At 56.8% G+C, this 25906-nt stretch carries 17 protein-coding genes and 12 pseudogenes; 11 read left to right on the top strand and 18 right to left on the bottom strand.

Translation table 11 applies throughout. From position 1 onward, the window contains the following. Positions 1–77 precede the first annotated feature (77 nt). The 9 genes and pseudogenes from J7655_RS05335 to J7655_RS05300 form a co-directional block, all read right to left on the bottom strand. Positions 78–323 carry an XRE family transcriptional regulator gene (locus J7655_RS05335; RefSeq protein ID WP_230927675.1) on the bottom strand — a complete coding sequence of 82 codons (246 nt, stop codon included), beginning with the start codon at positions 321–323 and terminating at the stop codon, positions 78–80. Positions 324–393: 70 nt separating this feature from the next. Then, on the bottom strand, positions 394–759 hold the full coding sequence (locus J7655_RS05330) for a type II toxin-antitoxin system RelE/ParE family toxin (protein WP_230927674.1): 366 nt from the start codon (positions 757–759) through the stop codon (positions 394–396). Positions 760–1479: 720 nt separating this feature from the next. Continuing rightward, positions 1480–3594 carry a putative bifunctional diguanylate cyclase/phosphodiesterase gene (locus tag J7655_RS05325; protein ID WP_230926883.1) on the bottom strand — a complete coding sequence of 705 codons (2115 nt, stop codon included), beginning with the start codon at positions 3592–3594 and terminating at the stop codon, positions 1480–1482. Further along, positions 3587–4081, bottom strand: a pseudogene (locus J7655_RS20915) (methyl-accepting chemotaxis protein); the annotation flags it as partial. The gene J7655_RS05325 and the pseudogene J7655_RS20915, both read right to left, overlap by 8 nt. A gap of 750 nt (positions 4082–4831) precedes the next feature. Next, positions 4832–5158, bottom strand: a pseudogene (locus tag J7655_RS20910) (PAS domain-containing protein); the annotation flags it as partial. A gap of 82 nt (positions 5159–5240) precedes the next feature. Then, positions 5241–5408, bottom strand: a pseudogene (locus tag J7655_RS05315) (IS5/IS1182 family transposase); the annotation flags it as partial. A 302-nt stretch (positions 5409–5710) separates the two neighbouring features. Next, entirely contained in the window at positions 5711–6514 is an 804-nt protein-coding gene (locus tag J7655_RS05310; RefSeq protein WP_230926881.1) for an inositol monophosphatase family protein, read from the bottom strand. Positions 6515–6565: 51 nt separating this feature from the next. Next, complete coding sequence (locus tag J7655_RS05305) at positions 6566–6832, bottom strand: helix-turn-helix domain-containing protein (RefSeq protein ID WP_230926880.1); 267 nt, start codon at positions 6830–6832, stop codon at positions 6566–6568. Next, on the bottom strand, positions 6832–8157 hold the full coding sequence (locus J7655_RS05300; RefSeq protein WP_230926879.1) for a type II toxin-antitoxin system HipA family toxin: 1326 nt from the start codon (positions 8155–8157) through the stop codon (positions 6832–6834). Before J7655_RS05300 ends, J7655_RS05305 begins: the two co-directional genes overlap by 1 nt. A gap of 484 nt (positions 8158–8641) precedes the next feature. On the opposite strand from J7655_RS05300, the pseudogene J7655_RS05295 reads away from it, so the two are divergent. From J7655_RS05295 to J7655_RS05275, 5 genes and pseudogenes are all read left to right on the top strand, one after another. Beyond that, positions 8642–9430: pseudogene (locus tag J7655_RS05295) on the top strand (LysR family transcriptional regulator); the annotation flags it as partial. Between the two features lie 1012 nt (positions 9431–10442). Then, complete coding sequence (locus J7655_RS05290; RefSeq protein WP_230926878.1) at positions 10443–10874, top strand: hydantoinase/oxoprolinase family protein; 432 nt, start codon at positions 10443–10445, stop codon at positions 10872–10874. A gap of 96 nt (positions 10875–10970) precedes the next feature. After that, positions 10971–11954, top strand: a complete 984-nt coding sequence (locus J7655_RS05285; protein ID WP_230926877.1) for an AraC-like ligand-binding domain-containing protein — start codon at positions 10971–10973, stop codon at positions 11952–11954. A gap of 208 nt (positions 11955–12162) precedes the next feature. Continuing rightward, a pseudogene (locus J7655_RS05280) lies at positions 12163–13017 on the top strand (IS5 family transposase); the annotation flags it as partial. Then, positions 12965–13234 (top strand): annotated as a pseudogene (locus J7655_RS05275) (hypothetical protein); the annotation flags it as partial. The pseudogenes J7655_RS05280 and J7655_RS05275, both read left to right, overlap by 53 nt. Here the strand turns inward: J7655_RS05275 and J7655_RS05270 are convergent. After that, a pseudogene (locus tag J7655_RS05270) lies at positions 13205–13507 on the bottom strand (GIY-YIG nuclease family protein); the annotation flags it as partial. The pseudogenes J7655_RS05275 and J7655_RS05270 overlap by 30 nt on opposite strands. Beyond that, positions 13494–13658 (bottom strand): annotated as a pseudogene (locus tag J7655_RS05265) (transposase); the annotation flags it as partial. The pseudogenes J7655_RS05265 and J7655_RS05270, both read right to left, overlap by 14 nt. A 158-nt stretch (positions 13659–13816) precedes the next feature. Between J7655_RS05265 and J7655_RS20905 the strand changes: the two are divergent. From J7655_RS20905 to tnpC, 6 genes and pseudogenes are all read left to right on the top strand, one after another. Beyond that, a pseudogene (locus tag J7655_RS20905) lies at positions 13817–14146 on the top strand (PAS domain-containing protein); the annotation flags it as partial. 66 nt (positions 14147–14212) lie between these two features. Next, positions 14213–15379 (top strand): methyl-accepting chemotaxis protein, encoded by a 1167-nt coding sequence (locus tag J7655_RS05260; RefSeq protein ID WP_420850931.1) that lies wholly within the window; start codon positions 14213–14215, stop codon positions 15377–15379. Between the two features lie 2 nt (positions 15380–15381). Further along, positions 15382–17115: a putative bifunctional diguanylate cyclase/phosphodiesterase gene (locus J7655_RS05255; protein WP_230926875.1), complete on the top strand. Its 1734-nt coding sequence runs from the start codon at positions 15382–15384 to the stop codon at positions 17113–17115. 190 nt (positions 17116–17305) lie between these two features. Continuing rightward, entirely contained in the window at positions 17306–17578 is a 273-nt protein-coding gene (locus J7655_RS05250; RefSeq protein WP_230926874.1) for a hypothetical protein, read from the top strand. A gap of 193 nt (positions 17579–17771) precedes the next feature. Next, on the top strand, positions 17772–18131 hold the full coding sequence (gene tnpB, locus J7655_RS05245) for an IS66 family insertion sequence element accessory protein TnpB (RefSeq protein ID WP_003460146.1): 360 nt from the start codon (positions 17772–17774) through the stop codon (positions 18129–18131). A 19-nt stretch (positions 18132–18150) separates the two neighbouring features. Next, the gene (gene tnpC, locus J7655_RS05240; protein ID WP_230926873.1) at positions 18151–19731 is read left to right on the top strand and encodes an IS66 family transposase; all 1581 of its coding nucleotides are present in this window, start codon (positions 18151–18153) and stop codon (positions 19729–19731) included. A 156-nt stretch (positions 19732–19887) separates the two neighbouring features. On the opposite strand, the pseudogene J7655_RS05235 reads toward tnpC, so the two are convergent. The 7 genes and pseudogenes from J7655_RS05235 to J7655_RS05205 form a co-directional block, all read right to left on the bottom strand. After that, positions 19888–20247: pseudogene (locus tag J7655_RS05235) on the bottom strand (hypothetical protein); the annotation flags it as partial. A gap of 298 nt (positions 20248–20545) precedes the next feature. Continuing rightward, positions 20546–20755: pseudogene (gene istB / locus J7655_RS05230) on the bottom strand (IS21-like element ISPst3 family helper ATPase IstB); the annotation flags it as partial. Then, a pseudogene (locus J7655_RS05225) lies at positions 20745–21754 on the bottom strand (IS630 family transposase); the annotation flags it as partial. The pseudogenes istB and J7655_RS05225, both read right to left, overlap by 11 nt. A gap of 107 nt (positions 21755–21861) precedes the next feature. Beyond that, a complete protein-coding gene (locus tag J7655_RS05220) occupies positions 21862–23058 on the bottom strand; it encodes an MFS transporter (protein ID WP_230926872.1) in 1197 nt (398 codons plus the stop codon). A gap of 70 nt (positions 23059–23128) precedes the next feature. Further along, a complete protein-coding gene (locus tag J7655_RS05215; protein ID WP_230926871.1) occupies positions 23129–24181 on the bottom strand; it encodes a heme-dependent oxidative N-demethylase family protein in 1053 nt (350 codons plus the stop codon). Positions 24182–24197: 16 nt separating this feature from the next. Continuing rightward, the gene (locus tag J7655_RS05210) at positions 24198–25166 is read right to left on the bottom strand and encodes a PDR/VanB family oxidoreductase (RefSeq protein WP_230926870.1); all 969 of its coding nucleotides are present in this window, start codon (positions 25164–25166) and stop codon (positions 24198–24200) included. Next, positions 25163–25768, bottom strand: a complete 606-nt coding sequence (locus J7655_RS05205) for a dimethylamine monooxygenase subunit DmmA family protein (protein WP_230926869.1) — start codon at positions 25766–25768, stop codon at positions 25163–25165. The genes J7655_RS05210 and J7655_RS05205 overlap by 4 nt, the downstream gene beginning before the upstream one ends. Positions 25769–25906: the final 138 nt, after the last annotated feature.

Here is a 25906-nt window from a genome sequence, read left to right as displayed (position 1 = left end):
TATTTCCCTCCCAAGGTAGCCATCTTAGTAACCAAGGTTCAGTGGTTGAGGGTGCGCCAATAGTCGAAGACTCACGCCTAGGATGCGTCCGTCCCGATTTCGGCAAAATTGCTGATCTTCACCGCACCATCAGGGAAGCGAGCAATAACTTCCAACTGCCCCCCCATCGCCTCGATATGGCTGCGCAGGGTGGAAATGTACATGTCGGTGCGCTTTTCCAGCTTGGCAATCGAGGGTTGCTGTACATGCAGCACCTCGGCCAGCACCTTATGGGAAAGACCACGCGCCTGACGCAACTCATTGAGTGGCATTTCGGCCAGCAGCTCCTAGGCCTTTGCCTCGATGCGAACCTGAGACTCAGGCGCCATCTTTGCGCGCAGTTCTGCAAATTTCTTAGCCATCTGTCAAGCCCTCCTTCCGAAGCTGCTCCAGATGCTCGTCATACAGACGGTCAGCCAGCGGAACATTGATTTCATACCAGCGATCATCACCGGCCTTGCTACCACCAATTAGCAGAATGGCCGAGCGCCTGGGATCAAAAGCGTATAGCGTCCGGTATGGACGCCCCACATGTTGTGCTCTCAGTTCCCGCATGTGGCCATGGCGCGAGCCATTGATTCCGCGGCTATGTGGAAACCCGAGCGACGGACCCCGTTCCTCTAAAAGCCGAACGGACACAGCAACGGATTCTTGCTCATCAGCAGACAGGCTTTCCCACCAGTCACCGAACTCGTCGGTGTATTCGACATCCCAAGCCATGAGAATATAGCCCAAGTAGCGAATCCGCAGAACACGAGCTAGATATGCCAACACACAATCCGGCGACGCACACGGATCAGCGAGTGCGCTGTCCAAGCGATAGTGTTGGTCTTGCCCGAGCCTGCGCTGTGCTGAATCAAGTACGGCTGCCCTGCCCCCTCGACACGCACGGCAGCGAGCATCTTGGTCACGCCCTCCCATTGATGGAAGCGCGGGAAGATCAGGCCTTCCTTGAAATAGGTTATACCGAGAAGCACAGGCGCAGCGGCCGCTCGACGGTGATGCGACAGTAGCCGAAGTAGGTGGTGGCGAATAGGCTCCAGCACACACTCCAGCCGGCGCAGCACGGTAAACGGCAGATGATGCGGCCGTACTCGGAGGGTTTGAAGGCACCCAGAAGCAGATCTGCGATATTCTAGATAAAGGGGGCCAGGGTCTGCTGGTTCACGCGTTGTTCCTTACTTGATGGGCAAGGAAGGCACTTTGCGCCGCCTCCCTGCGAGATGTCTTGCTCGATGCCGAACCTTAACCGGTTGGACGATTTCGAGCCAGCATCGGCAGAATGCTCAGGAACTTCTCGCGCTTTTCCTCTGTGGTCACACGCAGCGGCCAGAAGCATTGAAACGATCTGGTGGCCTGATCGTTTTTGACCGGCTTTCAGCTTTCTAAAGTCGACGGCGCTGAAAGTAGCCAGAAATACATGACTACTTCAGACCATTATCAGAGTGCGCGCAGCAGTTCGCGGAACTGTTCAGCTTCCAATGGTTTCGAGTACAAGAAGCCCTGCGCTACCTCACAGCCCAGACTTTTCAAGAAGTCACGCTGGGCCTCATTCTCAACCCCTTCGGCAACGATCTCCAGATTGAGTGAGTGACCCAAGGCGATGATCGCCTCAATCACTGGCTCCTCGGCTGAGGTGGGGAGAACCTTGCTGACAAACGCGCGGTCGATCTTCAGCGTGCTGGCCGGCAGGCTGCTGAGCTGGCTGAGCGAAGAGTAGCCCGTACCGAAATCATCAATGGCAATCCTGAAGCCTTCAGCGCGTAGAGCCAGGATCAGTTCCATCTGCTCATGGGTATGGTTGAGGGCCGCACCTTCGGTAATTTCCAGCTCAATCGCGCAGGCTGGTACCGAGTAGGTGCGCAAGGTGTTCATCAGGTTTTCCTTAAATCCCCAGCTTTCCAGTTGGCGGCTGGAAATGTTGATAGCCATAAGGGGCACCTGTAAGCCTGCATCGACCCATTCACGCCATTGCTGGCAGGCTTTATCAAAAACCCATTGGCCAATGCGCACGATCAGGCCGTTGGTTTCCGCGAATGGGATGAAGCGGGCCGGGCTGACCGGGCCCCATTCCGGGTGGAACCAGCGGATCAGCACTTCCATCCCCTGCAGACTGTCGTCGTGCAAATGGTATTTGGGCTGATAAACCAGATTGAATAGATCTTGATCCAGGGCCTGGCGAATACCCAGTTCAAGCTCGGCAGCAGAGCGCGAGCGTGTCTCCAATTCTTCGGAGAAAAACACCAGTTCGTTTCGGCCCGTGGACTTGGCTTCGCGCAATGCGGCCTGGGCGCGGCGCATGAGTGCCTCGCTCGTCAGGCCATTGTCCGGACAGATGCTTATACCGGCACAGGCGGTCAGGTTGAAAGGCTGCTGTGCAATCGAAAACGGTTCAGACAGCCGGCTTTGTAGGCGATGGGTAACCGAACTCAGGTCTTCGGCGCGGTCAGTGCCGTCCAGCATCACGATGAATTCATCGGCATTCAGTCGTGCGCAAAGGTCAGTTTTGGCCAGCGAGTGGCTGATTCTCTCCGCTGCCATCTTCAGGGCCATATCGCCAGCGGTATGGCTGAGGGTTTCATTAATGATATCGAAACAGTCTAGGTTCAGCAGCACTACACCGCCACGCCAACCACTAGCATTCAGGCGCTGGTTCAGCTGGTCGGTGAAGCCCTGGCGATTGAGTAAGCCGGTCAGTGGATCGTGGGATGTTAGGAAGTCCATCTGCTCTCTGGCGCGGACCTGCTCGGTAATATCAACACCAAAGCCTTGGAATTCCCAGCTGCCGAAGTGTTCGCCCTCCAGCATTTGCCGTACCCGCCATTCAAACCAGCGCGCTTCACCGTTGAGCCGCAGCATACGAATGCGCATGGTCTGTGCCTCATCCCGGGTGGTGGCATTGAGCTTGGTCAGCTGGCGCTTGAGGATCAGCCGATCGTCCTCATGGACCTGATCAAGCAAGCTGCTGCCTAGCAGCTGGTCCGGCTTCTGGCACTGGAAAAAACGGCAGGTGGCCGGGTTGATAAACGTCAGCCGCAGGTGGCTGTCCAGGCGGATAATCAATTCGGTCTGGCTTTCGACGATTTCCCGGTAGCGTTGCTCAGCCACGTGCAGCTTGTGCAGAGCTTGTTTGTAATCGCTGAGGTCGTGGCAGATGCCAACATAAAGCCGACCGATCGAGGTGTCGGTTCGTCCGACCGAGAGGTGCATGGGAAACTGTGTACCGTTTTTCCTCAGTCCCTCGACGTCACGGCCAATGCCGATAACCTTGGCATGACCACTGTGATGGTAATTGTGCATGTAACCATCATGATGGGCTGCGTACTTGTCGGGCATCAGACAAGCAACGTTTCGTCCCAGCACCTCGTCGGCGCTATAACCGAACAGCTGTTCTGAGCCTTGGTTGAAGAGTCGTATCAGGCCCTTGTCGTCGATCACGATCACGCCATCGACGGCGGCTTCCAGAATGGCAGTTTGCAAGTCGTAAGCAATACGCAACTGTTCGGCATCCAGGCCCTGGTCTTCGCTGATTCCCAGTAGATAGCGATTAGGCATTGAAGCGTTCCGTAAGGCCATGCAGGTCGGCTGCGGTTTTTTCCAGGGCCAGACCACGTTCGCTGGTTTTGGAGGCGTTTTCCAGGCTTTCGTCGGCCGCCTGAGCAATGTGGTTGATCTGTCGCGAGATATCTTCGGCGACATGGGCTTGCTGCTCTGCTGCTGCCGCCATCTGTTGGCTCATGCCATTGATGTGTTCCATGGCCGACCTGATGCCTTCCAGTGCCTGCTGGGTTTCGCTGACCCGGGCCACGCCTTGCTCGGCATCCTCGTTACCCTTGCGTGCAATCTCCACCGCATGGGTGGCACTTCTGCGCAGAGAGCTGATGATGTTTTGAATCGATTCGGTGGACTCACGGGTTTTCTGCGCCAGTGCCCGTACCTCGTCGGCTACCACGGCAAAGCCCCGCCCCTGCTCGCCAGCACGTGCCGCTTCGATGGCCGCGTTGAGAGCCAGCAGGTTGGTCTGATCGGCAATGTTTTGGATCAGGTTGGCCGCCATGTTGATCTGCTCGGTTTCGGTGGCCAGATGCTCGACTGCGGTGGTGATTTCCTCCACCGTTTCCGACAGGGCGCGGATCACCTGCAGGGTGTTGGTGGCCACGCTGCTGCTGTGCATCACCAGCGCAGCAGCGCTTTCCGCTTCCTGGGCGGTTTGCTGGATATTCGCCGCCACCTCGTTGATGGATGCGGTCATTTCTGTGGTGGCGGTTGCCGCCATGTCGGCTTCTGCCCGCTGTTCGATCAGCGCGTGCTTGGTTTTGCTGGCGAGTACCTGTGCATCAGCGGCCGCCTCGCTGGTTTGCGAAGCATAGTCATACAACCGTGTAAGGGCCGTTCGTAAGCGTGCCTCCTCGCTGATCAGGGCCATGCGCAGGCTGGCGGTGATGTCACGGTCGCCGGTGAAAATCTGCGCTGTCACCTCATCGTCGAAGGCGCGCACAGCTTCTTTTTCCAGCGCTGCGGCAACCCGCCCGCGGAATTGTCGGGAAGCGCCGAAGCCGGCAAGCATGGCCGCCAGCAGGGTGATACCGGTTGCCAGCGGGCCGCCGCCAGTTACATAAGTGGTAGCCGCGGCGACAACCCCGATGACTGAAGGCAGGGCCAGTTCTATCAGTGCGGACAGCAGTCCAAGGGTCGCCGCAGATGCCGACTTGCCCTCTTTTATGCGTCTGTAGAGCGCTTCGGCGCGCTCGATACGATCACGCGACGGCTTTGTTCTGACCGACTCGTAGCCAGTCAGCTTGCCGTTATCGATGACCGGAGTGATAAAGGCTTCGACCCAGTAGTAATCACCGTTCTTGCAGCGGTTTTTGACGATACCCATCCAGCACTTGCCGGCTTTCAGGCACTGCCACATGTATTCATAGACCTGAGATGGCATGTCTGGGTGTCTGACGATGTTGTGCTGGCTGCCGATCAGCTCTTGCCGGGAAAAACCGCTGACGGCTTCAAATTCGTCATTGCAGTACAAAATCAGGCCGGTTGGATCCGTGGCTGAAATGAGTCTTTGGTTAGCGTCGAAGCTCCTTTCCGAACCGCTGGGTTGGTAATTTTGGCGCATGTGTACGGGCTCGCTGATTTGCATATGCATGGCATAAAGCTATCATAAACTTGTACACCACGCACCTTCTGTACAACTTCTAACCTGTTTCAGCCGGGACGACACCATCGAAGCCCAGCTGGCCAAGGTCGAGTTCATCGATGAAAACATCGACCACCCTTACCGGGTTGGTGTCCGCCACATAGTCATCCAGGCTCTCGGGAAGCAGTGCGCTTTGGCCTCGATGCTCTCCCTGGATAAAACGCTTCATTGGCATCCTCCAGCTGATTTGAATCCATCAAATCACAGCAAGGTCGATGCCAACGTTTTTACCCAGCCTTGGCCGGAAGTGGTCGATCCAAGGCTGGACCTGGGTTCATCTTGACCGGACGCACCAATGTCTGTAACGCCTTCATTTGAGGTTTAGGGTCCGATCCTCGCCTAGCCATGGCGCAGTTCGATGAGAACTGCGCCACATACGCAGCCCCAAATGGCGCAGTTCATCAAACTGCGCCAAGTCATCAACGCTCGCGAACGCTGCGATGCTGCTGGCTCGAAATCAAAAAACAACAGCTACTCAAACAGTCGACTCCACTCTCGGCTCACCAGTGATCGACAGATAACTGGTGAACCTCCGAAGCACCGATGCGAGACCGTCTTCAGTTGTGTCTCTGCCACGTATGAAATCTCTTCTCCGTCCTGATTGAGAAGGACGCCTCCAGCACCTTTTAGCAATGCGTGTCCTGCTACCACATCATGTGCGGAAACCTGAACAAGTGACACACCAGCAACCCCATCACCTGCAGCTACACGAGCTAACCGGTAGGCAATGCTTGGCATCGCGACAAATCTACTCGGAGCACACAATTCAGAATTTAGCTCTGGCTTCATCCTGGCAGCAGTACTGACCATTACTTGACTGTCTGAACTCCACTCCTGCTTTGACAGATGCGCGTCAACCGGTTCGCCATTACGCAGCACCGATGGCATGCCTTTAGCCCAGGCGATGCAGTCAGCAGGGCACCCTTCCAGCACAGGCGCATACACCACACCGAGAACAGGCTGAGCATTTTCAAGTAGTCCTACCGAAATGGCAGAGCCCTTGAACCCCTTCAAAAAGTCAGCAGTCCCATCGTTAGGATCGACCACCCAGCAGAACGGGGCACCGGTCAGCGAATGTCCTGTTTCCTCGCCCCAGAAATCCCCATCCAATAGGTCCAGCAGGCAAGGCCGCAATAGAGCCTCGATTTCTACATCAACATCCGCTTTATCACCTGCACCGCGAGGGCCCTCAGGACGCTGCCACTCTGCGACTAGAAGCTCGCCAGCCCTAGTGACCGCCTGGATGACCCCGGAGAGCACCGATGAATAATCCATTTGCTTTCTCCAGCGCTCATCCAGCCTTAAGAACCAGCGTGCAGCCGCAGCTCAACGCGGAGTCTTCGGCACAATGCCGACCTGCATGCCAAAGGGATTAAACACGCGGTTCAGAGTCTGAACCGTCGGGTTGCTCTCATCCAGTTCCAGCTGTCGCAAGGCGCGCAATGACAACTTGCACATCTGTGCAAATCTGGCCTGCTGCAAGCCAGTCACCTCCTTACGCAGACGCCGCACTGCTCCTCCAATCGTGATCTCGCCGCTAGCCAACTGCTGCTGCAGCTCATTCAAAATGCGATTGCGCTCAAGAATGTCCATTAGACCAACCCCCACTGGTTCAGCCGCTGCCGGAGATTTCTCAGGGCTATACGAGGGTGACTCATGGTTGAATCAGGAAGTCCTTGTGCACTCAGCAAGTCAGGTAGCGCGAGAAGGTCCTGAGCCGCCAACCGCAATCGCTGGTACAGCTCATCGGCATTAACCCACCCCGCGACCTCATCACAGGCCCTTCTCCAGTTAACCTCTCCAGCAAGCTCGATGTGCTTTGGCCACTTCGTCGTACGCGTAACCCCCTCTTCGTCCATGACCATCGGCGCTAGGTCGTAGATTGGCGCCAACCGAACCCCCTGCTCGCAGCGGAGAATCGCGGAGTTGCGTCCGTGATTATCTGAATTACCGAGAATCTGGTTCAGCAGATCACGCCGCATGTATTCAAACACCAGATCTCCGACCTGCTGCTCCTGTCCAACAGCTCGCCATAGTTCGACCAGATTCCCCAGCACGTGCGTGTGCAGCATGTAGCTACCCGCCTCGGTTACACCACATAGCGAGTACATGGACTCAACGGCAGTTCGGCTAACACCTGCGGGGCTAATCTCCCGATCAAAGCGATGCATCCAGAGACTGGGCTTATTGCCCTCCTCCAATGCCAGCCCTTCAGCTGCAACCGTATCCATTCCGAGCTGCTGGACGGCACGATAGAAACAGTACTCGCTGCGCAGGATGTCCTGATCGGTCTGACTGGCTTTGTTACGCGCGAACTTCACAAACCAGTGCTGGGCGGCGTCTGCATCGGGCAGCACAGCATCTGGATGTAAGGCCCCCTGCCGATCTTCAGTCAGCAACAGTTTGGGGGCCTCACCGCCAGCACCTGTCGCCCCGCCAATGGCTGCGCCCTGCTCATACGCGTACTCAAGGAATCGCGAGTCCCGGCTAATAACCTCATCGCGTGTGAAACCCAACACTGGACTGCCCGCAATTGCCTCGACAGACTCCTTGATACGCAGATTGCCAATTGGCGCAGGTGTGCATCGCCCAAGAAGGTAGAGATCAAGATTGAGACCCTCGGGCCGCTCGCCCCCCAAACGCTTCAGTAGAAAGCGTCTTGCTGCACCTGATGGCAGTATGTCGAAGAGAAACGCAGGCGCCTTCTTATCTCGCCAAGAATCCCATCCGAGAGGGTAAGCTGCACTGACAGCCACATTCAGCCGACTGCCAACTGACTCCAAGGCGTCAACCAGATAGCCCTGCTGGTAGCCATAAGCACAAGCACCCTCCAGCCCTTCCTCGGGCTGCTCGAAACGGAGCTCCATGGCATTGCGCCACTGGCCATCCCTATAAACCTGAAGAGTAAGATTGTGCATATCAGTCATCGGTACTTTAATGCCCAAACAGTAGACGCACACACAAAAAAAGGCAATTTAATACCTAAAAAACCGTCTTAGCCACAGGAAAAGGCATTAAAGTGCCTCAATCTCAAGAACTAGTTCCCGCTTCGGAGGGCTCTGCCCGCGTTCAACTCCCCAGTAAGGATTTGAACCCGCGCCCAGCAAAACTGCCCAACTGGCAACACTTACACTGGGCATATTTGGATGCGCTCTTGACGGAAGGCTCAAGGTTCCTATACTGCTTAACGACTGAGTGAAATCCTACAAATCAGTTTTTTGGGGTCAAGCGCCCGAAACACTGATTTGAGCTGGGCATTTGTGTCTTTGGATTCAAATCCCCCCGGCTCCACCAATTTGTCTTCCCAGGAAGACCCAGAAAAGCCGTAAAGCATAGAGAAATCAAAGCTTTACGGCTTTTTTATTGCCGATATCATCCCACGTAATCCCGGGGCATCCCACAATTGCCCAGCCCCCCTTGAGCCGGCAGATCAGCCAGCTGGAAGAAGAACTGGGCACCCCATTGGTGATACGCGAGCGGCCTATCCGCCTCACTGAAGCCGGGAGCTTCTTCTACAAGCAGATCTGCACCCAACTGCACCAGCTAGAAGCGATCATCGACAGCACAAGGCACATAGGACAGAGCCAGAAGTACTGCTTGGGCATCGGTTTTGCACCATCGACGCTCTACACCAGCCTGCCCCTGCTTATCCGTGAGCTGCGACAGGACCGTAGCCTGGAGCTGATTCTCAGCGAGATGACCACCCTGCAACAGGTCGAAGCCCTGAAGAACGGTCGGATCGACATCGGATTGGGCCGCATCCGCATCGACGACCCGGCCATCGAGCAGGAAGTGCTGAGCCAGGACCCGATGGTGGCCGTGCTACCTAAAGGCCACGCCCTGGCCGGCCAACCGGTAACGCTCGAGCAACTCGGAAACGAGGAATTCGTGCTCTACCCCGCCCAGCCCCGGCCGAGCTATGCCGACCACGTCCTGGGCCTGTTCGCTCACCATGGCATGAGTCTGAATGTCAGCCAGTGGGCAAACGAACTGCAAACCGCGCTCGGCCTTGTCGCAGCAGGAATGGGGATTACGCTAGTACCTGCATCGGTACAGCAACAACATCGCACCGACATTGAGTATGTACGGCTACATGACACCCGCGCTTGCAGCCCGATCATCTTCAGCCGGCGCGCAGGAGATGTCAGCAACCTGACAAGCAAGTGCCTAAAGTTTCTCGCGTCAACTTGAGGACAGTTTTGATTGACTCAGGGAAGCTCCAACCACGCCCAGTGGCAATGAGCTCTTCTTCAATATCCATTCCTTGCTATTTGTCCATCTGATTGGCGACGAGCGTTCGGCATAGACTCATCGGCCATGTCATGACCTCGTCAGCGCAATTGGCGCCCACGCTGGACGTGTCGACGCTGCTTCTTCCCGCGATTGCCCTCGGCTCCATCGACGTTGCGCTATCACGTTCTCGCCTTCAGCCAACGCCGGCGAATACCAGCGGCACCTCAGGCCTTGATCGCCAGCACCGCGCAGTCGCACTTTCGCTCCCCGTCACGTCGAGCCGCTACGAGGCTAACAGGTCCCGGCTCGCTATCTAAGTCGGTACACGTCGTATTGCGGATTGAGCATTGCGATTACTATACGACCGTTTTGACAAGCTCCAGAAAGTGACCATTCACAGGGAAGGCCATATGAAACACTTGTTTTGGATACTGCTGGGCCTTTGGGGCGCTTCGGTTTGGGCGGCGGATGAGCAGACGCCTGATGACCCGCTGTTCATTTCCTCTCAAACCCCAGGTGTTACCTTAGCGGCCTAAGATTTGTCTTTAGCGGTCTAGCACATCTGAACCCGGGAGCGTTCAGAATCGGCAGAGGCTGAAGTCAACAAGGGAATGTAGGGCTATTTCAGACCACGCCTAAGTCCGGCAGGCAGAGCCATCAGCAAGGGACGCCAGTTCAACTCCCTACCCACCATTCGTCGGGAGTTTTCCTTTGGGGGCACTTCAGGGGGCACTTTTTGAGAAATCCATTTAAATATTCTTTTAAATCAATACCTTATTATATCTTTTATGATCCCCCCGGCCCACCAATTTGTCTTCCCAGGAAGACCCAGAAAAGCCGAAAAGCATAGAGAAATCAAAGCTTTACGGCTTTTTTATTGCCCATATCATCCCACGTAATCCCGGGGCATCCCACAGTTGACGGGGGGATATATGGGGGCATAAAACGCTCATCAGCTCGCTCGGAGAGGATGTGCCAGATCCATGAATGCAACGTCGAGCTGAGCTGTGAGCAACTGGACCGCGACAGCCTGGCGGCCCTGCGCGAAGCGTTCCATCAGCGGCATAAAGCGCTGTTCTCGTACAGCGAACCGGATAGCCCAGTTGAACTGGTCAACCTCGAATGCTCGGTGATTGCCCGCTTGCAACGACCGCCCCTGCCTGAACTGGAAATTCCAGCAATGGCCTGTACAGCGGCGCCCGAAGGCCACCGGCCCATGCTGTTCAGTGCTGACGCCCCGTGGCAGGACACCCCGGTCTACAACGGTGATCGACTGCGTGCCGGGCAAAGCATTCTGGGGCCCTGCGTGATTGAAGAAGCGACGACCAACATCGTCGTTCCGCCTGGCTGGCGCGCAACCCTGGAGCCTTCGGCAACCTACAGGCTGACACCCGGTGATTGACCCTGTCTAAGCACTGGGAAATGATGGCAAAACAGCGGCGCCGAGCCCACCCAGGCTCGGCGCTGTCCTCACAATAACAACAGACGAGGACTGGCCATGGCACACCAACTCTCCACCCGCTATTGGCCTGATAACGAACGGCAACCGCGTTGGGCAGAAGCCATCCGTCGTACCTACTTCCCGCTTTCGCTGGAATTTGCGCCCAATACGTCGTTCAGTGGCAGCCTGCAGATCTGGGAAACCAATAGCACAGCCCTGACGCTCTCACGCCTGCGCTCCAGTCAGCTCGGCTATTCGCGTAGCAAGGTCCAGGTCAGCAATGACCATGAGGCCTGCTATCTGGTCACGGTTCCAAGGCGCACCGAAGTGCACTTTGAACAGGATGGTCGTGAACTGCACTGCCAGCCGGGTGGCTTTATTTTCGAACGGGGTGACGCGCCCTATCGCTTCCACTACACCAGCGATAACGACCTCTGGGTATTCAAACTTCCCGAGCGTGCATTGCATGGACAACTGCGCGGGGCAGAACGCTACACGCGCTTCTGCTTTGACGCCAAAAGAAGCCTGGGGCGAATCTTTGTCGACCAGCTGGCGATGTGTGCTGCACGCTTTGACGAATGCGACCAGGCGGCTCGTCATATGTTGCTGGAACAGGCGCTTTCAACCCTGCTGATGGCCCTAAGGCAAGATGAGCGGGTACTTAACAGCGAAAGCTCGAACCTGGCCGCCCTGCACCTTCAGCGTATCGAACACTATGTTGAGCAAAACCTGTGTTCGCCCGACCTCAGCCCACAACAGGTAGCCAGCGCCTGTGGGCTTTCAGTGCGTTATGTACACAAACTCTTCACAAGCACGCCTTACAGCCTGGGGGAGTGGATTCGCTTACAGCGCCTTGAGGCCATCTACCGCCGCCTGCATGATCCGCAATGCCATTTTTCGATTGGTGATTTAGCCCTGCAATTGGGCTTTAGCGATCAGGCCCAGTTCACGCGCAGCTTCCGCAAGCATTTTGGATGCACGGCAAGTGAAGTGCGAGCAAACATTTCGGCTAGAAAGCACGCTACACCAAAAGCAACTTAGTACTATTGCCCCTCACGTGCTGAACTTGAGTAAGCGTCTGGCCAACACACCTCCCCGGTTCTTCCAGCTAGCGGCATGGTGTCCACCTGTTTTTGGTGGACACCATTTCAAGCCCCTTGTGGAGGATCTCCCGTGTCAGGCCAACGCCGCTCCTATCCCAAATCCTTCAAGGCCCAGGTCGTCGATGAGTGTACCCAGCCCGGCGCCTCGGTTGTTCTACTCGCTGCGCAGCGAGCGGATGCTGATGGAACAGCTGGGCTACAACCTGCTGTTCCGCTGGTTCGTCGGCCTGGCCATTGATGATCCGGTGTGGGATCACTCGGTCTTCTCGAAGAATCGTGACCGCCTCAATGCCCAGGCAGTGGCCGCCGAGTTTCTGAGCGAGGTGGTACGCCTGGCGGAGAAGCAGGGGCTGATCTCGGATGAGCACTTCTCGGTCGACGGCACATTGCTGCAAGCCTGGGCCTCTCAGAAGAGTTTCCGTCCCAAGGACGATACGCCAGACGCCCCGGGCCCCGGCCCGCGCAATGCCCCGCCGGACTTCAAGGGGCACAAGCGCAGCAACGACACCCACGCCTCGACCAGCGATCCGGATGCCCGGCTGTACCGCAAGAGCCACAACACCGGCGCGCAGCTGAGTTACATGGGGCATGTGCTGATGGAACACCGCAGTGGCCTGGTGCGCAGTGTTCATGTGACTCTGGCCGGTGGCCATGGCGAACGCGAAGCCGCGCTGGCGATGCTGAGCAAGCTGGTTGGTCGCCGTCGACGCACCCTGGCCGCGGACAAGGCTTACGACACGGCAGACTTCGTGGCCGCCTGTCGCGCCCTCGGCGTGACACCCCATGTTGCGCAGAACACCAATGGTCGGCGCAGCGCCATCGATGGCCGTACCACGCGCCACGCCGGCTATGGTCTGAGCCTGAAGATTCGCGCCTGGATCGAAACCCACTTCGGCTGGCTCAAGGCGGCGGCAGGCCTTCGCCAGGTGAAGCAACGCGGACTTGAGCGTGTCGACGCGCTGTTCCAGCTGGCCATGGCGGCAAGCAACCTGGTGCGCCTACGTTGGCGCTACTCCGTGGCACGGTCTGGGCAACAACCTGCCGCAGAAACAACCCATCGAAGTCTGGCAACGCGAAGCCGGCATGGACTGGCAGATCTTGGAAAGCCCTGTGCATTTCAAGTCGGACGCTATCGGCCATCTCGGCGCGATCCACTCACTCCCAGAACAGAAGGTGCTCTACCGTTCGGACACCAATGGTGCCACTCTCGATATCGTCAGGCTCCAGTGTTTCGCCAAACAACGGGCCTGCATCCGCATCGGTAATACGACGGCCGGCATCGTCCTTGTAGAGCGCACGCTGCAAGGACCTTCGCAGTAGATTGCTCTCGGTGCCGTTGGAGTAAATCACCCTAAGCCGGGCATCGCTTTCACCATTCGGGGCCTTAATGGTCTCGCCGACCTCAGCGACATAAACCGTCTGCCCGCCGAGAATGAAGAACTGGCCTTCCTCGATGCTCGCATCCCGGATGAAGGTGCGGGTAGGCCGGACGGCCGCCTTCACCCTTCGGGTAGTGCGGCTCGATCAACGCAATCAAACCCTTCCACGGCACCACTCGATCCATCTCGATCAGGAACAGCTCTTTGCGGGTCTGCTTGCGCTTGCCTGCGTACTCGGCGTCGGCGAAGGTCATCTGCTTCATGGGAAAACTCGGCGAGGTGAAGTCGGGGGATTTTGCCAAATCAGGAAGTCTTTTTCAGACCTTCCCTAAAGCCCGATGCGCTGAGTAATCAAAGTAGCTAAGATAGCCACTAGAAATGCTGGCCATGTGCCGCCTATCGTCTTCAGAGAGCTTTACCGATGAGAAACAATGGCCCAGTGACTGCAAACGAACGAGATTTTCCATCAGCTCAACGTTTGATCACCACTACTGATACTCATGGCACGATCACCTACTGCAATGACGCTTTCGTCAGCATCAGCGGCTTTGATCGTGACGAGTTGCTCGGGGCACCGCACAACATCGTCCGACATCCGGATATGCCACCAGCGGTCTTCGCGCACATGTGGAGCCATCTCAAGGCCGGCAAGGCCTGGATGGGTATCGTTAAAAATCGTTGCAAAAACGGCGACTTTTATTGGGTCAACGCCTATGTGACACCAATAACTGAGAATGGCCGAGTCACTGGTTATGAGTCAGTTCGAGTAAAACCAGAGTCAGAACATGTGCTTAGAGCAACTGACCTTTATGCACGGATGCGTTCTGGAGCTTGGAGGGAGACGCAAGGTAAATCTCTGCGGCTACTGTCGGTCTCGACTCCCTCGCTGGTAGCGAGCGCAGTAGTATTGGGAGCTTATTTCTTTGTCTCCCCTGCGGTGGCGTCGGGCTTAGCAGTCGCATCTTTTTTTGCATTGCAGGCTTGGCAAAGCCGAAACACAGAACAGCTACTGGTTCGCCTACAAAACTCTGTAGAGGGAGCTTTCGATAGTGAGCTGATTGCACGAACATACACAGACTTGGTAGGCAAGCCAGCTCAAATCCAAATGGCTTTGATCAGCGAGCGCGCACGGATACGCACAGTACTTAGCCGTCTTGAGGACTATGCGGACCACAGTTCTGAGCTTGCTCAACGCAGCGGTCAGCTTACCAGTAGCGCAGAAAGCTCTCTTTTGGCCCAGCGAAACGAAGCCGATATGACGGCAACCGCAATGCATCAAATGGCAGCTTCCATTGCGGAAGTCTCAACACATGTACACCGTACAGCTGATGAGGCCAACCAGGCCAATAACCTAGCCAAGACTGGTTCAGCAGAAGCAGGCAAAACCCGCGAAGTAATTGAAAACTTAGCGAAAACTGTGTCCGAGATTAGTGAATCGGTAGAGATACTAGCACGCGATACGCAGGCCATAGAGCAAGCTGCAGGCATGATTCGCGCAATTGCTGAGCAGACTAATTTGCTGGCACTCAATGCGGCCATTGAAGCTGCACGTGCCGGAGAGCAAGGCCGAGGTTTTGCAGTGGTTGCAGATGAAGTGCGTGCTCTCGCGTCTAAGACGCAGGAGTCGACTAAAGCCATTCAAGAGATAATCCAAACCCTACGAGAGGGCGCACAAAACGCTGTATCTATAGCTAAAGCAGGGACTAGAGAAGCGGATGCTGGTGTACAGCAGGTTATATCCACTCAAGAAGCGCTTCAAGGAATCAGCAACGCAGTGAATATGATTCACGATATGGGTCAACAGATGGCGGCTGCATCTGAAGAGCAAGCGCATGTAGCTGAGGATATTTCACAGCAAATTACGCGCATTGCCCAGGCCTCTGACCATAACGCTGAGCTAGCGGGCGAATCGGCACAAGTGGGCCAGGATCTGAAAGATACCTCAAGAGCCATGCATGCCTTAGTTGAACGCTTTGGTCGTTGAAAATGACAGACTTAGTAAATAGCAAAATCGCCACTGAAAGAGCACATGAAGTATGGGACGGCCTGGAATCAGCTCTTACCAGCGCTATTTTCAATGCTGCTGTCGATGCAATCATGGTAATAGACTCACGCGGAATTCTAAAAGCAGCCAATAAGTCAGCAGAGCGTCTTTTTGGATTCAGCGAAGATGAAATGCTCGGCCAGAACGTTTCTATACTCATGCCTGCGCCTTACGCACAGCAACATGATACTTATTTAAACAACTACTGCACTGGTGGCGAACGTAAAATCATTGGTATCGGCCGAGAGGTCATGGGAAGACATAAAAATGGAAGCTGCTTCCCACTACACTTGAGCGTCGGCGAGTTTTTACAAGGAGATCAGAAATTATTTGTCGGCATTTGCCATGATATTAGCGAACGTCGCAAATTTACGGAGCACATTGCTTTTCTGGCTAAATATGATGGACTAACCGGATGCGCTAATAGAAGGGAATTTATTGACGGGTTATCCAAAGCCATAGAAACATGCGAGACTAATGAAAATAAAATTGCTGTACTTTTCATTGACTTAGACGGCTTCAAGCAAATTAACGATAATCACGGCCACCGAGTCGGCGACCGACTGCTAAAGCTAACAGCTGAGCGCTTTCAGAAAATACTGCGCGACACTGATCTACTGGGTCGCGTTGGCGGGGATGAGTTTGTCGTTTCCATCGTTATAGATTCAAAAATAGAAACAGCCAGCGAAATCGCAAAACGCCTTCTTGAGACACTCAGGGAGCCTTTTGTCATCGACAACCGAGCGCTGACTGTCAGCGCAAGTATTGGTATTAGCCTATTTCCAGATGACGGGATCACAGCCGATGAAGTCATCAATGAAGCTGATATCGCCATGTATCAGGCGAAAGTAGAGGGGGGCAACTGTATTCGCTTGTTCGATCAAGCCTTACGTGACCGATCCGAGCAGATCTACCGCGTGCTAAGCCGTCTACGCAAGGCCATACCGCTTGAGCAGTTCGAGTTACATTACCAGTTGCAGTTCGATTTGCAGACCATGCAACCGTGTGGCATTGAAGCACTGCTACGCTGGCGCGATGGTAAAAATGGTCTGGTGCCCCCTGACCAGTTTATACCCATAGCCTTAGAGTATGGATTAATGCCAACTATTGGGCGCTGGGTCATCCACCAAGCCTGTAAAGATAATATTGCACTAATTAAAAGCGATTTACTCGACGTGACTGTAGCGGTAAACATTTGCGCCCCATTATTTAGCGAGCCCGGATTTTGCACTCTAGTAAGCCAGACCCTTATGAAAACTGGCCTTCCGGCGAATCGTTTGGAGCTTGAAATTACCGAAGATGTGGCAATGAATTCTTCAGCACAAGTTTTACAAGCCTCTAACGAACTTCACAGAGCAGGTATCAGTCTTGCAATGGATGATTTTGGAGTTGGCTTTTCCTCTCTAGATCGTTTAAAAAAACTTCGCTTCGACAAACTAAAAATTGATCGATCATTTGTTTCTGGCCTTCCCGAAAGCACTAGCGACCAGGCCATTGTAAAAGCGATCCTAGGCATGGCCGAAGGACTCGGGATGATTACAATTGCGGAAGGCATTGAATCAAGTGAACAAATATCCTTTCTTCAAGAAGCTGGCTGTGCTCAGGGACAAGGTTTCATATTCGCAAAGCCGATGCCATTAAAGGATTTGATAGAGTGGCTAAGAGCACGCAAGTAAACTCAATAACGATAGATGCGTCATCTTATTGGCGAGAACGTCTATAGCTGTTCAACCACGAAGCACAGAAGCACATCGACACCCAGACCGGCACCAAGACACTGGAAGAAGTAACCGGCTCGTTGAACGTACTCTGTGCCAAAACGGCTGCGCCACGATCTCGAATCAGCCTTGGTTTCCGAAGGGCACGATGGTAGGTAAAGGAGCCAACGGTTACTTCATCATCGAATCGGGTTGGTATCTGGCCTATGACAGCAATGGTCACACCACTGCATACCGTGGAGATGTGGGACCGGACAGAGGCGACATCCCTTATAGCCCTTTGGTAAACATTGCCAAATACGGCACAGATGCCTGCCACGACGACGCCGTCAATGCTATTGAGAGCAAAACAGGCACACCGCTGGAGGATTACTACATGATCCGTCAGATCCTTGAAGAGTGCGGCCTGCCGATCCAGTGACTGACTTTTGTGCAAACACATGCCTCGTACCTCCGGGTACGAGGCATGACTTATTTTTTGTCCCGATGATGGGCCTTGGTTATCAGCCAATGCCTGATGTATCAGCTATGTAACCGCTCCATAAACCCCACCTTCAACTGACCTGTCCGTTCCCGGATGCTGGGCTCCCCATTTTTTCCCGTGGAGCTCCGTCATGATGCGTCCCGACGCCAAGGTGCAGAAGGTCTATCTCTACCCAAAGCCCGTCGATTTCCGCAAATCCATCAACGGCCTGGCCGCTCTGGTCGAGCTGGACATCAAGGTGGAAGTGTTCAACCCCGTGCTGTTCGTGTTCCTCAACCGCACCCGCAGTCAGGTCAAGATCCTCTACTGGGAGCGCAATGGCTTCTGCCTGTGGCTCAAGCGTTTGGAAGCCGAACGCTTCAAGACCAAGCCCGATGCCGGCGACGAGGCCATCGAGCTGACGGTCGATGAGTTGAACTGGCTGCTCGACGGCATCGACCTGTGGCGCAACCGTCCGCACCAGATACTGACGCCGCGTTTCGTGACCTGAGCCGGTATAATCCACGGCCATGATCGCCGTGCCCGCCCCCCTTCCTGACGACCCAATCCTGCTCAAGCATTTACTGCTGCTGGCCAGTGAACAGGCGGCTGCGAAAGATGCTCGCATAGAACAACTTCAGGAACAGGTCGCCCTGCTGCGCCACAAGTTGTTCTCGCCCAAGTCTGAGCGCAGCCCTGAAGATGCTGACTCACCGCAGTTGGCCATGTTCAACGAGGCCGAAGAGCTGATCGACGCAGCCGACGCGCCAAGCGAAGCCGAAGCCGAAGCCGAAGCCGAAGCCGAAGCCGAAGCCGAAGCCGAAGAAATCGTTGCGCCGGTCAAGCGCCGTGGCAAGCGCAAGCCGTTGCCGGCCAACCTGTCGCGTGTCGAGGTCATCCACGACCTGCCCGAGCACGAGCTGACTTGCGCCTGTGGCGCCTGCAAACAAGTCATCGGCGAGGAGACCAGCGAGCAGCTGGAGATCATCCCGATGCAGGTGCGGGTCATCCGCCATATCCGCAAGACCTACGCCTGCAAGGCCTGCGACGCGGCGCCGATCACTGCCGACAAGCCGGCCCAACTGATCGAGAAGAGCCTGGCCAGCCCCAGTGTGCTGGCGATGCTGCTGACCACCAAATACGCCGACGGCATCCCGCTGTACCGCTTCGAGAAGATGCTCAGCCGCCACGGCGTCGAGATCCCGCGCCAGACCCTGGCGCGCTGGGTGATCCAGAGCGGCGAGCAACTGCAACCGCTGCTCAACCTGCTGCGCGACAAGTTGCTCGAATACCCCGTTTTGCACTGCGACGAAACGCGCTTGCAGGTACTGCATGAACCGGGACGCGATCCCACCGCGCAGTCCTGGATGTGGGTACAAAGCGGTGGACCACCGGATAAGCCGGTGATCCTCTTCGACTACACCGCCAGCCGCGCGCAGGAGGTGCCGCTGCGCTTGCTCGACGGCTATCGCGGCTACCTGATGACCGACGACTACGCCGTCTACAACGCCGTGGCCGCGCAAGAAGGCATCGAACGCCTCGGCTGCTGGGCGCATGCGCGGCGCAAGTTCGTCGAGGCGCAGAAAGTGCAACCCAAGGGCAAAACCGGCCGTGCCGACATGGCGTTGAACCTGATCAACAAGCTCTACGGCATCGAGCGGGACCTGAAGGACGCTTGCGATACCGAGCGCCTGGTCGCCCGTCAGCAACGCAGCCAGCCGCTGCTCGATCAACTCAAGACCTGGCTGGACAAGACCCAGCCGCAGGTCGTCGGGCAGACGGCGCTGGGCAGGGCGGTGAACTACCTGGCCAGCAACTGGAGAAAGCTGGTGCGCTACGTCGAAGGTGGACATCTGCCGATCGACAACAACCGCGCGGAGAACGCCATCCGCCCGTTCGTTATCGGGCGCAAGAACTGGCTGTTCAGCGACACGCCCAAGGGGGCCACGGCCAGCGCGCAGATCTACAGCCTGATCGAAACCGCCAAGGCCAATGGCCAGGAGCCTTACGCCTGGCTGCGCCACATCCTCGAACGCCTGCCGGCCGCCAATAGCGTCGAGGATTACGAAGCGCTGCTGCCGTGGAATTGCTCGCCAGTGAGCGCATCCTGACAGACCCGCTCCATCAGCAGTAGGTGGGGTTTATGGAGCGGTTACTCAGCTATCTGAGTTCCGGATCTTAAACTCAGGGTTCGACTGAACAACTGCGCCTGAGGGCGCACTGACCAGCACAACTGGTCGCAAAGGCCAAGTAGCCTTGCCATTCACTTATCCGCGACGAGCACGGCTCAGAGCCCCCTTACGCAGGCAACGCGCCCCTGCAGGCTTCACGCGCAGGTGCTGATCATCCTTGACTAGGTATTTCATGGCGTAGTGCGTATGGGGCCGTATTGACTGATCATCCCTCTGGATCAGGCCGATGCCGCACTCGTCACCATACCCCTCCTTGTCGTGGTTGCAGCTATGGGCATAGCCCTGACCACGCGTGATCTCCTCCCATAGCTCACTGATCTCAATCGCCTTCCAGACATCACGGCACACCTGGTTGCCATTGAAGTAGTAGGCCGCATGGATGTGGTACCCACGCCCCTCCTTGCAATCCCCCTGCTCGACTGAATAGGTGTAACCGCTCCACAAACCACACCTTCAAGTGAAGTGAAGGCCCACAGATGCTGTGCTCCCGATTTTCTTGGAGCCCAGCCCATGATGCGTCCCGACCCCAAGGTCAAAGCCTGTTGGCGCTGATGGAAAATTGACCCACCCTGCCGATTGAAATTTGACCCAGGGCGGATTGCTGATTTTGTTACCAGCAACTGTGGATAAGTCTACCAGCGCAGCTGCTGTTGCCCCACTCCTTCGCTAGCCCAGTTCAGTTGTTTAAGACCTGCCACACGCAGCCATGTAGCAGGCCGTCGTCGCCATGAAATCAGAACGGCTCATCGTCCTCCGGTTCCTGGCCGCCCTTACGCTTTCGCTCCCGTGATTTGATCTTGGCCTGGGCCGCCAAGCTACTGTGTTGCAGGCGATAGGACTCGTTACCGGTTTCGACGATGTGGCAGTGGTGGGTCAGCCGATCCAGCAGGGCGGTGGTCATCTTGGCGTCGCCGAACACGCTCGACCATTCGGCGAAGCTCAGAACGGATTCTTTGGGGGCGTAATTGCAATCGTCTCATGACCGAGCGAACACGCCCTTCCAGTTCGTCCTGATTACGCGCTGGCAAGCCCGTACGGAGCTGATGTTTCAAATCACAATTCAAATACTCGTCAGGATTCAACTCCGGGGCGTATGCCGGCAAGAAGAACAGTTCGATTTGCTCTTTGCGGTCGGCGACCCAGGCGCTCACCTTTTTGCAGTGGTGTACGCGCAGGTTGTCGAGAATCAAGAACACTTTGCGGCCCTGCGCATCGCGAATCAGGCGACCCAGGAAGCGAATCAGCACTGGGGCTGTCAGCGTTTCCCGATACAGCATGAAGCGCAGTTTGCCCCGATTGGTCACAGTGGAAATCATGTTGGTGGAAAAGCGACTGCCGCTGACCTGGCGCACTGGCGTTTCGCCAATAGGGGCGTAGCTGCGGCCAGCCTGGCTGTCACTGCGCATACCGGTTTCGTCGCCCCACTGAATCTCACCATTCTCGGCCTTGGCCCGCTGTGCGATGCGTGGATATTCATTATCCAGCCAGCGCTGAACCACTTCAGGTTTCTGCTGATAAGCCCGATGCAGTGGTCGCTGCGGGGTGTAGCCCCAACGCTTGAGGTATTCACCAACCGTTCGAACCGGCATGAGAAAACCACAGCGCTGGCGGATCAGTTCTCGCACGGCATCACGCGTCCAGAGTGCAAAGCCGAGCTTGAGTTGGTCGGGCATCTTATCGGTCATCAAGGTGCGCACCAGCACTTCCTGGCTGGGGCTCAAACTGCGGCGATCACCCTGGCGCACACCGCGCTGGCCGCCGGCAATGGCAGTCTTTTCGCCTTTGTGTTCTGCGACCTGCGCCCAGTGAGCGATGGTGCGGGGGTGAACACCAACCGCTTGCCAATAGCCTTGTAGGTGTAACCCTGCTCACGCATGCGCAGGGCCGTGGCGCGCTTTTCACGCTGTTCTTGGGGGCTGAGTTTGCGGGCATCTATTTTCATGGAGACAGATTATCCGATATGCCCTATTTATTTGCTAGGTTAATAACGTGACGTGCCTGTAATGCTGAGTCCTGCAAGAGCATATGCTCTTGCAGGTGTTCTGCGGGTTAGGCTACGGCCATGCCCAATGGAGTATGTTCGCGACGAATGCTCGCCAGCGGGGCTATTACCAGCAGCAGGGTCAGCACTATAGTCACCGCGATACCCCAGGCTGCCAGGGTGAAGCCGCCGAGCGAGATCAGTCCACCGGAGATCGCCGGACCTACGGCCAGGCCCAGGCTCAGGAAGCTGCTGGAGGCGGCGACGATCCGCCCTTCGCGGTCCAGTGCAGCAGCTAGGCCGGTCAGGTAGCTCAGGGCATAGAAGTAAGTGATGCAGATGGTCATAACACCGATGGTGTACATGGTCTTGCTGTGCTCGCCCAGGACGTAGCAGAGGCTGGTCGCACCACTCATCAAGATCGCCAGAATCACCGGAGTGCTAAGGCCGAAACGCTTGCCGATGATCGCCGCCAGCAGCGGGCCTACCAGCCCCACGAAGGACTGGAACGACAGCAGCATGCCGACTTCTTCGCCGCTGTAGCCGACCATGATGCCGATCCGCTCGACGAAGGCCCAGCCCATGGTGTCACGTGCCTGGAAGACGAACATGGCCAGCATCATGCAGATCGCCGGAAGGCTCAGCAGTATGTTGCCGGACGATTTCTTGCTCATGGTGGCGTGCTCGTTCAGCGTGGCACGTTGTTCCATGACCGGGATCGCCAGCAGCATCACAGCCATGGTACCGGCCATGGCGTAGTACAAGCCGGACAGGCCATAGAGTGCCATGACCTTGGCGTAGCCGAGCATCACCACGATCATGAGCAGCACAGAGAGCACGTTCATGTGACCGGCGATGCGGTCCGGATGTTTGGCGCTAGCTACGCAGGCGTTGCCGCAGGCCAGGGCTAGGCCGGCGCCGATACCGGCGACACAGCGCACCGCACCCAAGGCGTAGAGGTCAGTCATGTGCGCGCTGACCACGTTGGCTGCAATGGCCAGCATGGTGCCTCCCAGCGCCAGGGTTCGGCGCGGCGCCCGCCCCATGAGTGGGGCTACCAGCAGGGAAGCGAGCATGGTGAAGCCGAACTCGGCTGACATCAGCAGCCCGGCCTGAGCCTCGTTGAGCTTCAGATCATTGATGATAGCGCTGATCAGAAAAGGGAGTGCCCACAGTCCGAGCAGGCCCACACCGTAGGCGGAACCCGCAGCGGAAAAGACCATGCTCCAGCTTTCGGGCAAGACATTGTGTATTGTTTTTTTCATCGGGGTTATCCCTGTTGTCTAGCGTTGCGTTGCAAAAAAGGCGCGCCTCAATGGCGCGCCTGTTGATGGGTTATTGCTGCAGGCTCTCATCGACGGGGGTGCCGTCGTCGTACTGCGAAAGCCAGGTAACCATGGCGTCGCGGTAGCGGGTGAAACCCTTGTAGTCCACCAGCTCCTGATCCAGATCGCGGATCACCCGGTGCATGCGCTTGGCCCACTGCGGGGCAAACTCGGCCAGTTCCTTGAGACTCACCAAGTAGGTACGTACCGGGAACAGGACGGCGTTGCTACGTGGCAGGCGGTGCAGCGGCTGCAGTTCGATGCGCAGGTTGACCAGCTCGCCTGCATTCTCTGGGGTAACGATGGTGCGATCCGGTGCCCAGTCCGGCAGGGTCTCGGCGGAAGTTTCCAGGCGTGGGCTGACAGTGACCGACCAGTTAGTGCGGCGTACTGGATGACCGGGGCGCAGACGCAGAAGGAACTTCAGCGCACGTTGCAGAATGCCCATTTCGTGCAGTTTCGGTACCGGGCCGTGGAACTCCATGAAGCTCATGCCCAGGTTGAAGCGCAATGAGTAGTCGGCGCGCTGGGTGGCCATGCCCGCCCCCATCACCAGGGTGTCGTCACGCTCTTCCAGCAGGATGAACTCGCCCTGGGCCTGGCGGGTGATGTACTCCATAGGTTCCATCGGCAAGGTGCTGGCATCGCCGAAGGTGAAGGTCTGGTTGATTTGCAGCGGACGATTGATCCAGTGCCACTGGCTACCGTTCTTCTCAAGGGTGAAGTGCTCGGGGAAATCGCGCGAGTACGACTCCATCAGCAGCTCCAGCAGGTCCCACTGGGCCTCCATCATGTGCGGCAGCGCGGCATAGTGCACGCCAGGCTGAGTATCGAGAATCTGTGCGCGGTGATGACACTCGGAGATGTAGTGCTCATCAATGTCGAACTGGGCGCGTAGGGCACCCTGGCCGAAGGGTACATGGGGCTCGACGTTCATCGAGTACATGTATTGGTCTTCCGGGTACGGGAAAGGCAGACGCAACACCGCTTCCCGGCTGTTGCGATAGGTGTAGCCCTTGGCGTCGCTATCGGCGTAGGTTTCGATTGGTTTGAAGGCGGTCATTTGTTGTTTTCCTATCTCAGAGGTCTACGACCAGACGGCTGCAGGTAGCGCGTGAAACGCACGGCATGAATTTGCGTTTGCTCAGCTTGTCTTCCTCACTGAGCCAGTCATCGCGATGATCCAGTTCACCCTCGACCTCAAGCACCTCGGTCTCGCAGTAGCCGCAAGCACCGCCGCGGCACAGGTAGGGAACCTTATAGCCAGCCTGTTCGGCAGCTTCGAGCATGGACTGGTCCGGCGGGACTTCGATGGTCACGCCCTGGCGGGCCAGGGTGACGGTGAACGGTTGGCCGCTGGAGCCCTGCTCTACAAAGCGTTCAAAGTGAATGTGGCTGTCGGTCCAGCCGAGCGCATGGGCACTGTCAACAGTGTCGTCGATCATGCTGTCCGGTCCGCAGACGTAGACGTGGCTGCCCAGCGGACGGTTGGCGAGAACCCGGCGGATGTTCAGACGTGAGCCCTCGCTCTGCAGGTACAGATGCACGCGCGAGCCGTAACGGGCCTGCAGCTCCCGGCCCAGGGTGGCGTGCTCCGGGCCGCGCACGGCCAGGTGCAGCTCGAATTCGGTCTGTTTGATGTGCAGCTCTTCCGCCTGCGAGTAGACCGGGGTTATGCCTACACCACCTGCGATGAAAATATGCTGGCGGGCATGCTTGGCCAGCGGGAATAGGTTGGCCGGCTGCAGAATCTGCAGCAGCGAGCCTTCACTGACCTTTTCGTGCAGGTAAAGCGAGCCGCCACGACCGTCTTCGACCCGGCGCACCGCGATCTGGTAAGCGCTGGAGTCGTAGGGCGAGCCCATCAGCGAGTAGGCGTTACGATGAGTCTTGTCGCCGTCCTCCATCACAACCACTACGTGGCTGCCACCGGAAAATGCCGGCAGGTGCTTGCCGTCCGGGTCAACCAGAGTGAAACGCTTGATTTCCGGAGTCAGGGTTTCGATGCGCGCGACCCGCACGCTGAGGGTTCCGTTATGGGTGTTCATGTATCGAGTTCCTCGGCAGCCGGCAGTTCACCCGGGACTTCGCCGTCTGCCTTGATGCCCTGGAAGGCGGCCAGGCGGCGGGAATAGTGGTCGCGCACAACCAGATTCAGCTGACAACCCGGGCAGGTGAATACGCGCTGGGTGACGTTTTCGGTGTAGGTGTCGCAGTGTGCGCACCAGACGCGGCGAACCAGGGTGCCACTGTGCTCGCGCAGTACTTCGTCGCGGTTCAGATCCACCGCATTAGCAGCCTGCATGGCGGTGCCGATGAAGCTTTCCGAGCCGCTCAGGTACAGGCGGGTACCCATGTGAGCGCTCTCCAGCTGGCGGCGTAGGGATTCAATCAGCGCCTGATTGCTGTCGAATACCTGCAGGTCGCCGGCCTCTGCCTGGCGCAGTTCAGCCAGGTGGTTGTGGCCGGAGAAAGACTCGGTGGAGTAGATCAGGGTACTGGCCTGGCGCTGCTCCGGGGTCATTTCCCCGATCAGTCGCAGCATGGCCGCACCGCCACTTCCCTGACCGACGATCAGGTGGCGTAAGCCGCCTGCCATCGGCTGCAGACGGTCATAGACCGGCCTGCTCTTGATGCCTGTGATAAGCATGGTGACACCTCACTGTGAATGGCAGAGCTAAAGCAGAACCCATGCCATATTACATATTGTTTTATATGTTTTATTTCGAGCGCCTTTTGGCGCGCTGTTGCTGCAGATTTTTGCTAGCGATTGGCTGGGCTGGCGCCG

It is taken from the genome of Pseudomonas wenzhouensis, from assembly GCF_021029445.1.
GTDB classification, from domain to species: domain Bacteria; phylum Pseudomonadota; class Gammaproteobacteria; order Pseudomonadales; family Pseudomonadaceae; genus Aquipseudomonas; species Aquipseudomonas wenzhouensis.
The sequence above is the reverse complement of the archived record's forward strand: the minus strand, read 5'-3'. Positions and strand labels throughout refer to the sequence as shown.

What these genes read in the sequence shown, in the direction of transcription:
- J7655_RS05330 (WP_230927674.1), bottom strand. Translation starts at nt 759, where the DNA reads ATGGCTTGGGATGTCGAATACACCGACGAGTTCGGTGACTGGTGGGAA.
- J7655_RS05220 (WP_230926872.1), bottom strand. Translation starts at nt 23,058, where the DNA reads ATGAAAAAAACAATACACAATGTCTTGCCCGAAAGCTGGAGCATGGTC.
- J7655_RS05300 (WP_230926879.1), bottom strand. Translation starts at nt 8,157, where the DNA reads ATGCACAATCTTACTCTTCAGGTTTATAGGGATGGCCAGTGGCGCAAT.
- J7655_RS05305 (WP_230926880.1), bottom strand. Translation starts at nt 6,832, where the DNA reads ATGGACATTCTTGAGCGCAATCGCATTTTGAATGAGCTGCAGCAGCAG.
- J7655_RS05285 (WP_230926877.1), top strand. Translation starts at nt 10,971, where the DNA reads ATGGCACACCAACTCTCCACCCGCTATTGGCCTGATAACGAACGGCAA.
- J7655_RS05215 (WP_230926871.1), bottom strand. Translation starts at nt 24,181, where the DNA reads ATGACCGCCTTCAAACCAATCGAAACCTACGCCGATAGCGACGCCAAG.
- J7655_RS05290 (WP_230926878.1), top strand. Translation starts at nt 10,443, where the DNA reads ATGTGCCAGATCCATGAATGCAACGTCGAGCTGAGCTGTGAGCAACTG.
- tnpC (WP_230926873.1), top strand. Translation starts at nt 18,151, where the DNA reads ATGATCGCCGTGCCCGCCCCCCTTCCTGACGACCCAATCCTGCTCAAG.
- J7655_RS05310 (WP_230926881.1), bottom strand. Translation starts at nt 6,514, where the DNA reads ATGGATTATTCATCGGTGCTCTCCGGGGTCATCCAGGCGGTCACTAGG.
- J7655_RS05260 (WP_420850931.1), top strand. Translation starts at nt 14,213, where the DNA reads ATGCGTTCTGGAGCTTGGAGGGAGACGCAAGGTAAATCTCTGCGGCTA.
- J7655_RS05210 (WP_230926870.1), bottom strand. Translation starts at nt 25,166, where the DNA reads ATGAACACCCATAACGGAACCCTCAGCGTGCGGGTCGCGCGCATCGAA.
- J7655_RS05205 (WP_230926869.1), bottom strand. Translation starts at nt 25,768, where the DNA reads ATGCTTATCACAGGCATCAAGAGCAGGCCGGTCTATGACCGTCTGCAG.
- tnpB (WP_003460146.1), top strand. Translation starts at nt 17,772, where the DNA reads ATGATGCGTCCCGACGCCAAGGTGCAGAAGGTCTATCTCTACCCAAAG.
- J7655_RS05255 (WP_230926875.1), top strand. Translation starts at nt 15,382, where the DNA reads ATGACAGACTTAGTAAATAGCAAAATCGCCACTGAAAGAGCACATGAA.
- J7655_RS05325 (WP_230926883.1), bottom strand. Translation starts at nt 3,594, where the DNA reads ATGCCTAATCGCTATCTACTGGGAATCAGCGAAGACCAGGGCCTGGAT.
- J7655_RS05250 (WP_230926874.1), top strand. Translation starts at nt 17,306, where the DNA reads ATGGTAGGTAAAGGAGCCAACGGTTACTTCATCATCGAATCGGGTTGG.